This window comes from Pectobacterium sp. CHL-2024 (assembly GCF_044751765.1).
Classification (GTDB): domain Bacteria; phylum Pseudomonadota; class Gammaproteobacteria; order Enterobacterales; family Enterobacteriaceae; genus Pectobacterium; species Pectobacterium brasiliense.
Genome location: NZ_JBIXKO010000001.1, coordinates 446,472 through 458,386 on the forward strand (window position 1 = coordinate 446,472; position 11,915 = coordinate 458,386).

The window sequence follows — 11,915 nt, forward strand, 5'->3', positions numbered from 1 at the left end:
TAACAAAATGACGCCATTTTCAGACATCGATATCGACCTGATGCTGACGTTAGATGCATTGCTAAAAGATCAGAACATCACGCATGCTGCCGCACGGCTGGGGATTAGCCAACCGGCAATGTCGGCACGACTATCGCGTTTGCGGACGATCTTTGGCGAGCAACTGTTTATTCCTTCCCCACACGGACGTGGGGTTTTGCCCACGCCAAGAGCCGAGTCACTGCGGCCACTGGTCGCGAACGTTCTGCGAGGCATATCGGCAATGCTCGAACCGATGCATTTCGATGTGGCGAACAGCAGCCGGACGTTTGTGGTTGCCCTGCATGAAAATCCCGCCCTAATGCTGGGTGCAGACTTGTTTAACCAGCTTAATGCTGCCGCTCCGGGTATTCGACTACGTTTCGCTCTGCCGGAGATCGCTCATTTGCCTGAACAGTTGGAGAATGGGGAAATTGATATCTACATTGGTATAAATGCCGGAGCGCACGATGGTTGGATCAGACGCAAGATTTTCGACGATGAATTTGCGACCGCTCAGCGTAAAGGTCACCCGAGAGGGACAGATCACCTTGATCTAAAAGGCTATTGTGCCCTTCCTCATTTGGTTGTTTCTTCGGAAGGGGATCCGTTTACCGGCTTTGTCGATCAAACACTGGCCGGTCTGGGATATCAGCGCAGCGTGATGATGTCCACACAAAGCTATGCGATGGCGCCACCAATTGTAGCGGGTACGGATCTGCTTTGTACGTTGCCCAAACGAATGCTACAACGTTTTACCCAGACGCTCGACATTTTCCCCCCACCAGTGTCGCTACAGCCGATTGCCATCAGCATGTACTGGCACCCGAAAAATAGTCACGATCCGGCCAACGCCTGGTTACGCACACAACTGCTTAATGCCGCAGGCCTTCAGCCGTAATAATAACGTTTCGGTGGTCTGCATCAGGCAATAGCATTGCTGGCCGCCCCGCTTTCTTGTAACCTTCCCTTGCTACAAGCCTAATCCTGAACACAAAAACCTGAAACTACTGGACGTTACATGACTGCTCATACTTCTAAAGATCCTTTGCATGGCGTCACGCTTGAAATGCAAGTCAATGCACTGGTTGCCCGTTTTGGCTGGGCTGAGTTGGGTAAACGGATCAACATCAATTGCTTTAAAAGCGATCCAAGCGTTAAATCCAGTTTAAAGTTTCTGCGTCGGACACCCTGGGCGCGTGCGGAAGTTGAAGCACTGTACCTTGATTCTCTGGACGGCTCCGCTCCCGTAAAACCAGATGATAGCGCTGTTGATCCCTGGGCTAATAGTCGCAGAAATAAGAGCTAACCAACGTGAAAAAGCCAGTCGTACTGATTGCCGCTGCGCTTCTACTTGTCAGTTGCGCGTCTAAACCACCGAGTTCGCTTGTCACCCCCCTTCCTCCGGTTAAACAGCCGCTTCCGGCGAAATCTCAGCAGAATAAGGAACCCATGCGCGGTGTTTGGCTGGCGACCGTTTCCCGCTTGGATTGGCCGCCGGTAGCATCCGTCAATGCCAGCAGCCCTGCGCTCCGTATTACTCAGCAGCAGGAAGCGCTGACAGGTAAGCTGGATAAATTGAAAAGCCTCGGTATCAATACCGTATTTTTTCAGGTTAAGCCTGATGGTACCGCGCTCTGGCCTTCTAAGATATTGCCCTGGTCAGATATGCTAACGGGCAAGATTGGTGAAGATCCGGGCTACGATCCGCTACAGTTCATGCTGGATGAGGCGCACAAGCGCGGTATGAAAGTCCATGCCTGGTTTAATCCCTATCGCGTCACCGTTAACACTAAGCCGTCAACTGTGACGGAGCTAAATCGCACCTTGTCGCAAAATCCGGCCAGCGTATTTGTGTTGCACCGTGACTGGATCCGCACGGCAGGCGATCGCTTTGTGCTCGACCCGGGCATTCCGGAAGCACGGAACTGGATCACCAGTATCGTGGCCGAAGTCGTTGCGCGTTATCCGATTGACGGTGTGCAGTTTGATGATTACTTCTATGCCGAATCATCCGGCTCGATGCTTAACGATAGTGAAACCTTTAAAAAACAGGGTCAGGGATTTGGCTCAAAGGCAGACTGGCGGCGGCACAATACGCAGCTGTTGATTGAGCAGGTGTCGCGCACGATCAAGCAGTTGAAACCCGAGGTTGAATTTGGCGTCAGCCCAGCAGGCGTATGGCGCAACCGGTCACACGATGCGGCAGGTTCCGACACGCGAGGCGCGGCCGCCTACGATGAAGCTTATGCTGATACCCGCCTGTGGGTGCAACAAGGGCTACTGGATTACATTGCCCCGCAGATCTACTGGCCTTTCGCACGTGACGCTGCACGTTATGATGTCTTGGCAAAATGGTGGGCGGGTGTGGTGAAGCCCACAAACACACGCCTTTATATTGGCGTTGCGCTGTATAAAGTGGGTGAACCTTCAAAAAATGAGCCTGACTGGACGATAAATGGCGGCGTGCCGGAGCTGAAAAAGCAGCTCGACTTAAACGAGTCTATGCCGCAAATCAACGGGACGATTCTGTTCAGAGAGAACTATCTCAATCAACCACAGACCCAGGAAGCGGTTAATTACCTCAGAAACCGTTGGAATCCAATTTAACGGACTGCAGAGGCTTCAAAACCTCTGCTCTTTCCTCTGGGTGCTGATTCACGCTTGAATCAAGCGCTTAAATAATGATTGCTGAATATCTTGTCGGTGAGCAAGAAGAGCATGGACGGTAACCAGATTATTTTCGATTGAATAGAGGACTCTGTATCCTCCCGAAGAATTATATTCTCTGTATTTCCCACACCCAATTTTCAACAGCTCTGGGCAGAGCTGACAGCTCAAAGGAAACTGCCGGATTTTACTCTCAAATTGATCCAGAATTTCATGGATCACCGGGCCGGGTTCTACGTCAACACGACGGAGATGGCTGACAATATCACTGATACAGACTCTGACCGTTGAGGTGTATTCTATCGTTACTCTCGGTTCTTCCATTTAGCGTCCTTTCCTGATGACATCGTCAGTTCAGAATTCCAGCCCATCCAGCAATTGCTCCCTGCTGAATACTTTCCCTTCAGACTTGTCTTTCTCAGACAGCGTCAGAAGCTTCAGCAATGCAATGGCGTTTTCCCGTTCCTGTTGTTGATCGTAGGATTCAATAACGTAGGCAGGAACGCCATTCTGAGTCACCAGAATGGGTTCAGCGAGGTCAAGCGTGGCTGCATTTTTCTTTATATAGCTAATCGTCTCGATCTTCATGATGCTTCCCTCCCGACATCGATTTCAGTCTTAATTTAGTCTTTATATAGACTGAAAGCAATGTGTAAAGCCTCATCACGCCTCCCTCTCTTGTGGTTTTCTCTCTGAACGCTATAGCTAAACGTGCTGTCTTCCCCTCTTATTACCGCTTTTTCGGTTCAAGAATTCTGCGGTCGGCGGATTTTTTTTGCTTATTTAATAAGCATGTAAAATAGCCATGGCATCATGATTCGTAGAAATGCAATCAACCGTTTGATTTTTATGTGAAAAAATAAAAGTTTCGAAACGAAATAAATCATTGAGTCGGTGACTGAAAAAACCTATATTGGCCGCGTTTTTCTTATAGTCGTTACGTGTTTAATTCATTTATTCAACTGTGGTTGCCTGTGAGCTCACGGTTGTAGGAGAGATATGATGACGGATAAAGTCCGTATTGACAGTTTAGGTGCGAATTCATTAAACGGAAACAATGAAACCTATTTGGCAAGACAAGCTGAATTTGAATCGAACGTGAGGAGTTATCCACGCAAATTGCCTCTGGCAATTGCGAAAGCCGAAGGCGTGTGGATCACCGATGTTGAGAATAATCAATATCTTGATTGTCTGGCCGGGGCGGGAACGCTGGCGCTTGGACATAACCATCCTGACGTGCTGCAAAGCATCCAACGTGTCATTACTAGCGGCTTGCCGTTACATACACTTGATCTGACAACGCCGTTGAAAGATCAGTTCTCCGAGTATCTGCTTTCCTTACTGCCTGGCCAGGGCAAAGAGTACTGCCTCCAGTTTACGGGCCCTTCTGGTGCCGATGCTGTTGAAGCTGCACTGAAACTGGCAAAAAAATACACCGGTCGTGCTGGTGTGATCAGTTTCTCCGGTGGCTACCACGGCATGACGCATGGCGCGCTGTCGGTAACGGGTAACCTGTCACCGAAAGAAGCGGTCGACGGCATGATGCCAGAAGTCCAGTTTATGCCTTATCCGCATCAGTACCGCTGCCCGCTGGGTATTGGCGGTGAAGCTGGCGTTAAAGCATTGACCTACTACTTTGAAAACCTGATCAACGACGTTGAGAGTGGCGTACGTAAACCGGCGGCGGTCATTCTGGAAGCCGTTCAGGGCGAAGGCGGCGTTAACCCGGCACCTGTCGAGTGGCTGCAGCGCATCCGTAAAGTAACGCAGGAACACGGTATTCTGCTGATCATCGACGAAGTTCAGGCTGGTTTTGCTCGTACGGGTAAATTCTTTGCCTTTGAACACGCTGGCATTGAGCCAGATATCATCGTGATGTCTAAAGCAGTAGGTGGCGGCTTGCCATTAGCTGTGCTGGGTATCAAGAAGCAGTTCGATGCCTGGTCACCGGGCCACCATACCGGTACCTTCCGTGGTAACCAACTGGCGATGGCAACCGGTCTGACGACGTTGAAGCACCTCAAAGACAATCAGGTTGCAAACAAAGTCGCTGAGCAAGGTGAATGGCTGAAAGCCAAACTGGCTGAACTGCAAAAACGTTATCCGGTGATCGGTCACATTCGCGGTCTGGGATTAATGATCGGGATTGAGATTGTTAAGCCTAACGAAGCGCAGGATCACATGGGTTGCTACCCGGCTGACGGCGAGCTGTCTGCCCTGTTGCAGAAAAAATGCTTTGAAACGGGTCTGATTCTGGAGCGCGGTGGCCGTCATGGTTGCGTTTTGCGTCTGCTGCCTTCCCTGCTGATCAGCAATGCTGAATTGGAAATCTTCCTGGATAAATTTGAAAACGCGCTGCTGTCTGCTGGCGTGAAGCCAGTCTGAGTGGAGCGAATGACCACGATGTCCAAGCAAGTTGAAACAGAACTAAACCCGATTTTGGCCTCTTCTGCACAAAGTATCGAAGCCTATCAGGAAGCGATTACGCAGAGTAGCCAAGCTGTTATGCAGTGGCTGCAACAGCCTGAAATGTATCAGGGCAAAACCGTTGCTGAACTGCGTGAGCGCATCACGCTGGATTTTAATCCGCAGGGCCTGGGTAACCAGGTCGCTATCGAGCGTGCGATTGAGTACTTTTTGAAAGACAGCCTGTCGGTGCATCACCCACAGTGTGTCGCTCACCTGCACTGCCCGAGTCTGGTGGTCAGTCAGGCGGCGGAAGTCTTGATTAACGCCACGAACCAGAGCATGGACTCTTGGGATCAAAGCCCGTCAGCCACCATCATCGAGATGAAGCTGATTGAATGGCTGCGTACTCAGGTTGGCTATCAGTCTGGCGATGCGGGCGTGTTCACCAGTGGTGGCACCCAGAGTAACCTGATGGGCTTGATGCTGGCGCGTGATGCCTTCTTTGCCCGTCAGGGACATTCGATCCAGCAAGATGGATTGGTTGGTAACCTGAAGAAAATTAAAGTGTTCTGTTCTGAAAATGCCCATTTCTCGGTGCAAAAGAACATGGCTTTACTGGGCCTGGGTTATCAATGCGTTACGCTGGTGAAAACCGATCGCTTCGCGCGGATGGACCTGAACGATTTAGCGGAGAAAGTGGCGCTGGCCAAGGCTAACGGCGAACAGATTCTGGCGATTGTGGCAACGGCCGGTACCACTGACGCGGGTGCGATTGATCCTTTACGTGCGATTGCAACACTGGCGGCAGAGCATCAGATTTGGGTACACGTTGATGCAGCCTGGGGCGGCGCACTGCTGCTGTCCGAGAAGTATCGCGATTATCTGGACGGCATTGAATTGGTGGATTCCATTACGTTGGATTTCCACAAACAATTCTTCCAGACCATCAGCTGCGGCGCTTTCTTGCTGAAAGAAGCGCGTCACTATGAGCTGATGCGCTATCAGGCGGCTTACCTGAACTCTGAGTTCGATGAAGCACAGGGCGTCCCTAATCTGGTGTCGAAATCATTGCAGACGACGCGTCGTTTTGATGCGCTGAAACTGTGGATGGGTCTGGAAGCATTGGGCCAACAGCAGTATGCGGCAATCATCGATCACGGCGTTACGCTGGCGCAGCAGGTTGCACAATATGTGGATGAACATGCTCCGCTGGAATTGGTGATGCAGCCACAGCTGGCAAGCGTTCTGTTCCGTTTCCGTCCGCAACAGCTGGCGACAGCGGATGACGCGACTATCGCATTGCTTAACCAACGTATTGGCGATGCATTGCTGGAATCAGGTCGTGCCAACGTAGGTGTCACCGAATTTAACGGTGTTACCTGCCTGAAACTGACGTTGCTGAACCCAACGGTCAGCCTGGACGATGTCAAAGTTCTGCTGGATCTGGTTGAAAGCACGGCACAGCCTCTGCTGACCGCGTAATTCCCCTGCTTTACTGCATCGTGAAAAGCCGATAACAATAATAGGTTATCGGCTTTTTTATTACTGAGTTTTCTGACCGTATTATTGCACTGGCACACGGATACCGTAATTCCGGAATAAGGAGTTACGAAATAAATAGCTACGGAATAAATAGAAACGCTGGGATAGATGAATAAATGACATCACAAAAAGCAACACTCATTGGGTTAACCGCAGTCGTGCTTTGGAGTGCCATTGTCGGGCTGATTCGAAGCGTGAGCGAAGGATTTGGGGCGGTTGGCGGTGCGGCGATGATCTATACGTTAAGCTCAGTGATGCTATTAATGACGGTGGGTTTTCCTAAGATAAAAACCTTCCCGGTATCCTACCTCATCACCGGCAGTATTCTGTTTGTTTGCTATGAACTGTGTCTCTCCCTCTCTCTCGGCTATGCCAACAACAGCACGCAGGCAATAGAAGTCGGCATGGTTAATTACCTCTGGCCGAGCCTGACGATCCTTTTATCCGTATTGGTTAATCGGCAAAAAACCAGTTTGGTTACGCGGCGTGGAATATCGGTATTCTGCACGGTAATGTCACCGTTCTGGCGACCGCGTCTTATTTCATTCCCGTCATTTCCGCTGCGCTTGCGGCATTTATTCTCAACTCGACGTTAACCGTGGCCTTCTGGCAAGGTGCGGCAATGGTTAGTCTGGGATCGCTGCTGTGTTGGTGGTCAACCCGCTCCGCTACAGTGAAAAACGTCTCAGAGCAGGCCAATTAATGCGCCCGGATGCGGGGAAAATTAATACGAATATCCCGGCTTTTTCGGCAACGTGTCCAACTGTGGTTTAATGAACGGGTCGTAAACGTCATCTTTCCAGCGCTCCGGCTGGATTTCGTTCAACGCGACAGAAAGCGACTCGTCGGAAGAACCGAAATGCTTCTTCAGGACCGCAGCAAGATCTTCCGCGACGGCTTTCTTCTCTTCTTCAGACAGATTCCTTGGGAAGTGTTTGACATCGATATGGGGCATGGAATGGTCCTTTTCATTGATGAAACAGCACGTTGGTTAAGCTAGCCAGTTAGTTAAGATAGCTAGTGTGCATGAAGACGGCAATAGGATAGTTCGCCCGATGATAAACAATCCGCTGAGACAAATTGGCCTAAACTCATCGAAGTGTGTCATTCAGGCCACTGTTAGCGATCTGCCGGATTCTTATACTGCTCCTGTTTGGCGCGTAACAGCGCTACCAGTTAACCGGATATGGGAGCAATAAGATGAAAATAACGCAGATTCGCAATGCGACATTACGACTGGAATTTGGTGGGAAAACGTTTCTTATTGACCCGATGCTGGCACCAAAGGCGACCTATCCCGGTTTCCCGGGAACGGCAAATGCACATCTGCGTAATCCACTGGTCGATCTTCCTCTGCCTATGGCGGCAATTCTGGATGTTGATGCCGTGATTGTGACGCATACGCACCTCGACCATTGGGATGATGCAGCCATCGACGCTATCCCAAAAACGATACCGATCTTCAGCCAAAATACGCAGGATGCTGACATCATTCGGCAAGCGGGGTTTACCTCCGTACGTGTATTGGGTGAGCAGACGGAATACGACGGCATAACGCTGATCAAAACATCCGGCCAACACGGTTCTGATGAAACCTATGCTAATCCACAGATGGCGGAACGACTGGGTGATGTCTGCGGGATTGTCTTTCGACATGCTCATGAGAAATCGTTTTATCTGGCGGGCGATACCGTCTGGAATCAGCATGTTATTGCTGCACTGACACATCACACGCCCGATGTGGTGGCGCTGAATATCGGCAATGCGGTTATTCCCGGCTTCGGTTCTATTATCATGGGAAAAGAAGATGTACGACGTGTGCATCAGCTTGTACCCAATGCAGCGATAGTCGCAACGCATATGGAAGCGGTGAACCATTGCCTTCTGAGTCGTGTTGAACTGCGTGACTATTTGCACGAAGAAAAACTTCAGTCCGTCGCGCACGTACCGAACGATGGCGAAAGCGTACAATTCTGAACTGGGTAATAACCAGAACCTATTGATGATTTAATGAGGGCTATTATGGCTGTGCTAACCGTTGCGGTGGTTGTCTCCGAGAATTTTAGCCCGTTTCATTTATCCATACCGAGCATGGTTTTCAGCGACATGCTCTATGAAGAAAAACAATTTGAGCTCTTTTTCTGTGCAGAAAAACCGGGCATGGTGGCATCAGAACACGGATTTTCTATCAACGTTGAGCACGGATTTTCCGCGTTGGAAAAAGCCGACCTTATCGTAGTCCCGCACTGGAGCCATCCAGAAACGCGCCCTTCTGCACCGCTTCTGGATGCGTTACGCATTGCCGAAGCCCGCAAAGCACAGATCGCAGGATTATGCTTGGGGACTTATGTTCTGGCTTATGCCGGGTTGCTAGATGGCCGCCGCGCCTCGACACATTGGGCGTTTGAGCAGGATTTTATCGCCCGCTTTCTTCATGTACAGTTGGATACCAACGCGCTCTATGTCGAAGACGAACATCTGATTACGTCTGCGGGCACGGTAGCGGCCATAGACTGCTGCCTTTATCTGGTTCGTCAACATTGCGGCAGCGCTATCGCTAACCGCGCCGCCCGCCGTCTGGTGATCCCGCCTTACCGTGAAGGTGGGCAGGCTCAGTTTATTGAACATCCGGTGCCGGAAAATACGCGGGATAGTAAAATCAATCAGTTGCTGGACTATCTGCGCAGCCATCTCCGTTCGCCCCACTCTTTGGATACGCTGGCAAGCCGTGTGCAGATGAGTCGCAGGACATTTACCCGACATTTCTTCCGAGCCACAGGCATGACGGTTAGCGACTGGTTAACGGCGGAACGGCTCCATCATAGCCAGGCATTGCTGGAATCGACCTCTCACTCCATCGAAGCGATTGCGGATAATGTGGGTTTTCAGTCAGTAGTAACCTTTCGACAGCAGTTCAAACAGCGTTTTAGCGTTAGCCCGACCGACTGGCGTAAAACGTTTCAGGATAAAAGCAGCGCCCGCTGATGCTCATCAGCCTGCCGAAAAATAGCCAGATCATTATATTATTGGTGAAGATACGGATTGCCTCCTATCCTTAAAGTGTGATTAAGGTCACAGCCATTAATACCACGAACACAACACCTCACTGACAAACACTCGTCCTTTCTGACTAACGTTAATCGTTCATCGTTACTCTCTGTTTATCCACGATAAAACATGGAGAACCCATGCAAACGCGTAATACGAAGCTGATTATTTTCAGCGATCTCGACGGATCGTTGCTCGATCATGAGACTTATCGGTGGGATGCCGCGCAACCGTGGCTGACGCGGCTGGCGAATGAAGGAATCCCACTGATTATCACCACCAGTAAAACGGCGGCTGAAGTTGAGCCCTTACGGCGGGCGCTCGGGCTGGAACCGTATCCCTATATTGCGGAAAACGGCGCCATTGCCGTGCTGCCGAAGACATGGCAATCACATCCTGATTATCCAAGGAAGAGGATTGGTGCAGGGTATTCCGTTATCCGCACTCAGTTGGAATCGCTGCGCGCATCCGGTTTCCGTTTCAAAGGCTTTGGCGATATGAGCAGTACGGAAATAGCAGAGATGACGGGATTAGCTGCGCAAGAGGCCCAGAGGGCGCAACAGCGAGAAGCCACTGAACCGCTGCTGTGGCTAGACGAGCAAAATGCCCTACCGCGTTTTTGCCAGTTATTGGCAGAGGCGGGTCTGGCTCTGACTCAAGGTGGTCGCTTTTATCACACCATGAGTGCCCAAACGAGTAAGGGATTTATGGCTAACTGGATAAAAACACAGTATATCGAGAAATACGGTACTGACGTCAAAACGCTTGGGCTGGGCGACGGTCCGAACGATATATCGCTGTTATGCGCGGTGGACTACGCCGTATTAATTAAAGGAAATGTAAATCAAATAGTTAACCTACCTGAATCGTACAACGGCGAGCAATATTGCACGCAGAAGTCAGGGCCTCAAGGCTGGAGTGAAGGACTGGATCATTTTATCGGCAACGAGTATTTCTCGGCACGACATAGCCGCAAGAGAGTATGGGGAGCATAGGATGAGCGAATTTTATCAAGATGGCATCATTACCAATTTTCACAATCTCACTCAGAGAAGCACGGAAGAGCTGGAGTCTGAACTTCAGGTATTTTCCGGGCAAAACAGTATGGGGCTGATTCTGCCATCGCTGTACTCTGAGCTGGAAGGCCCCGCGCTGAGCCACATTATCGATCAACTGTCTCAGGTTTCTTACCTTGGCGAAATTGTGATTGGGTTGGATCGCGCCGATCGGGAACAGTTTCTTTACGCCCGAAAATTCTTCTCTCGCCTGCCGCACCGACATCGCATTCTATGGAATGATGGCCCGCGCCTGAAAGCGCTCAGCGACGAGCTGGCAGAAAAGTCACTGGCACCGGAGGAACCCGGCAAGGGGCGGAATGTCTGGTTTTGTGTCGGTTACACGCTGGCATCGCGTCGTTCTGATTGTGTCGCGCTACACGATTGTGACATTGTCACCTATGACCGTGCGATGCTGGCTCGCCTACTCTATCCCGTGGCGAATCCACACTTCAATTACGACTTCTGCAAAGGTTATTACGCCCGTGTTGCAGAGGGAAAACTGAATGGCCGCGTGGGACGTCTGCTGGTCTATCCGTTACTGAAATCGCTGCAAAAGGTCTACGGCAATTCCGACTATCTGGATTACATGCGCAGTTACCGCTATCCGCTTTCCGGTGAGTTTGCGATGCGCACCACCATTCTGAACAACCTGCGTATTCCTGGCGATTGGGGACTGGAAATTGGCGTGCTGTCAGAAATTTATCGTGGAACCGCCACCCGCCGCATTTGTCAGGTGGATATCGCCGATCGCTACGACCATAAACATCAGCCGATGTCTGAAGACGATCCTAACGCGGGGTTGCAGCGCATGGCGGCGGACATCACAAAAGCGCTGTATCGCAAGCTGGCGATTCTCGGCGTCAATATCACAACGGACTCTTTTCGCGTCCTGCGGGCGACCTACTATCGTACCGCGCTTGATATGATCGATGCTTTCGAGCATGACGCACGTATGAACGGCCTGAGTTTCGACCGTCATAAAGAGGAGTCGGCGGTGGAGTTATTTTCTGATGTCATCACCTTTGCTAGTCATGCCTATAGCGATGTCCTGGGTGATAAACCGTTTGTGCCGAGCTGGAACCGCGTGCAGTCCGCGTTTCCCGATATCCTTGAGCGGTTGTATGCGGCGGTAGAAGCCGACAATCAGGAAACGTGATGCCTTCCGCTATG

At 50.8% G+C, this 11,915-nt stretch carries 12 protein-coding genes and 1 pseudogene; 10 read left to right on the forward strand and 3 right to left on the reverse strand.

Translation table 11 applies throughout. From position 1 onward, the window contains the following. Window positions 1-7 precede the first annotated feature (7 nt). From ACIPUG_RS01935 to ACIPUG_RS01945, 3 genes are all read left to right on the forward strand, one after another. Window positions 8-919: a LysR family transcriptional regulator gene (locus tag ACIPUG_RS01935; RefSeq protein WP_205595139.1), complete on the forward strand. Its 912-nt coding sequence runs from the start codon at window positions 8-10 to the stop codon at window positions 917-919. A 120-nt stretch (window positions 920-1,039) separates the two neighbouring features. Then, on the forward strand, window positions 1,040-1,327 hold the full coding sequence (locus ACIPUG_RS01940; protein ID WP_014915398.1) for a VF530 family DNA-binding protein: 288 nt from the start codon (window positions 1,040-1,042) through the stop codon (window positions 1,325-1,327). Between the two features lie 5 nt (window positions 1,328-1,332). Next, window positions 1,333-2,628, forward strand: a complete 1,296-nt coding sequence (locus ACIPUG_RS01945) for a glycoside hydrolase family 10 protein (protein ID WP_400337119.1) — start codon at window positions 1,333-1,335, stop codon at window positions 2,626-2,628. A gap of 48 nt (window positions 2,629-2,676) precedes the next feature. Here the strand turns inward: ACIPUG_RS01945 and ACIPUG_RS01950 are convergent, their stop codons facing one another. Together ACIPUG_RS01950 and ACIPUG_RS01955 are read right to left on the reverse strand one after the other, a co-directional pair. Further along, a complete protein-coding gene (locus tag ACIPUG_RS01950; RefSeq protein WP_400337121.1) occupies window positions 2,677-3,012 on the reverse strand; it encodes a type II toxin-antitoxin system RelE/ParE family toxin in 336 nt (111 codons plus the stop codon). 30 nt (window positions 3,013-3,042) lie between these two features. Then, window positions 3,043-3,276, reverse strand: coding sequence for a type II toxin-antitoxin system Phd/YefM family antitoxin (locus tag ACIPUG_RS01955; RefSeq protein WP_011093800.1), 234 nt, complete (start codon window positions 3,274-3,276; stop codon window positions 3,043-3,045). Between the two features lie 411 nt (window positions 3,277-3,687). Here ACIPUG_RS01955 and ACIPUG_RS01960 point away from each other — a divergent pair, with 411 nt between their 5' ends. From ACIPUG_RS01960 to ACIPUG_RS01970, 3 genes and pseudogenes are all read left to right on the forward strand, one after another. Next, window positions 3,688-5,073, forward strand: a complete 1,386-nt coding sequence (locus ACIPUG_RS01960) for a diaminobutyrate--2-oxoglutarate transaminase (RefSeq protein WP_104212098.1) — start codon at window positions 3,688-3,690, stop codon at window positions 5,071-5,073. 9 nt (window positions 5,074-5,082) lie between these two features. Continuing rightward, window positions 5,083-6,579, forward strand: a complete 1,497-nt coding sequence (locus ACIPUG_RS01965) for a pyridoxal phosphate-dependent decarboxylase family protein (protein WP_400337123.1) — start codon at window positions 5,083-5,085, stop codon at window positions 6,577-6,579. Window positions 6,580-6,755: 176 nt separating this feature from the next. Then, window positions 6,756-7,342: pseudogene (locus ACIPUG_RS01970) on the forward strand (hypothetical protein). A 21-nt stretch (window positions 7,343-7,363) separates the two neighbouring features. On the opposite strand, the gene pptA reads toward ACIPUG_RS01970, so the two are convergent. Further along, window positions 7,364-7,594, reverse strand: coding sequence for a tautomerase PptA (gene pptA, locus ACIPUG_RS01975; protein WP_014915392.1), 231 nt, complete (start codon window positions 7,592-7,594; stop codon window positions 7,364-7,366). Between the two features lie 245 nt (window positions 7,595-7,839). Between pptA and ACIPUG_RS01980 the strand changes: the two genes are divergently transcribed. The 4 genes from ACIPUG_RS01980 to ACIPUG_RS01995 all read left to right on the forward strand — a co-directional run bounded on the left by ACIPUG_RS01980 (window position 7,840) and on the right by ACIPUG_RS01995 (window position 11,901). Continuing rightward, window positions 7,840-8,616 (forward strand): MBL fold metallo-hydrolase, encoded by a 777-nt coding sequence (locus ACIPUG_RS01980; RefSeq protein WP_400337125.1) that lies wholly within the window; start codon window positions 7,840-7,842, stop codon window positions 8,614-8,616. Between the two features lie 45 nt (window positions 8,617-8,661). Beyond that, entirely contained in the window at window positions 8,662-9,624 is a 963-nt protein-coding gene (locus ACIPUG_RS01985; protein WP_040038197.1) for a GlxA family transcriptional regulator, read from the forward strand. Window positions 9,625-9,827: 203 nt separating this feature from the next. Continuing rightward, a complete protein-coding gene (locus ACIPUG_RS01990; RefSeq protein WP_400337128.1) occupies window positions 9,828-10,682 on the forward strand; it encodes a mannosyl-3-phosphoglycerate phosphatase-related protein in 855 nt (284 codons plus the stop codon). A 1-nt stretch (window position 10,683) separates the two neighbouring features. Continuing rightward, window positions 10,684-11,901 (forward strand): glycosyl transferase, encoded by a 1,218-nt coding sequence (locus ACIPUG_RS01995; protein ID WP_400337130.1) that lies wholly within the window; start codon window positions 10,684-10,686, stop codon window positions 11,899-11,901. Window positions 11,902-11,915: the final 14 nt, after the last annotated feature.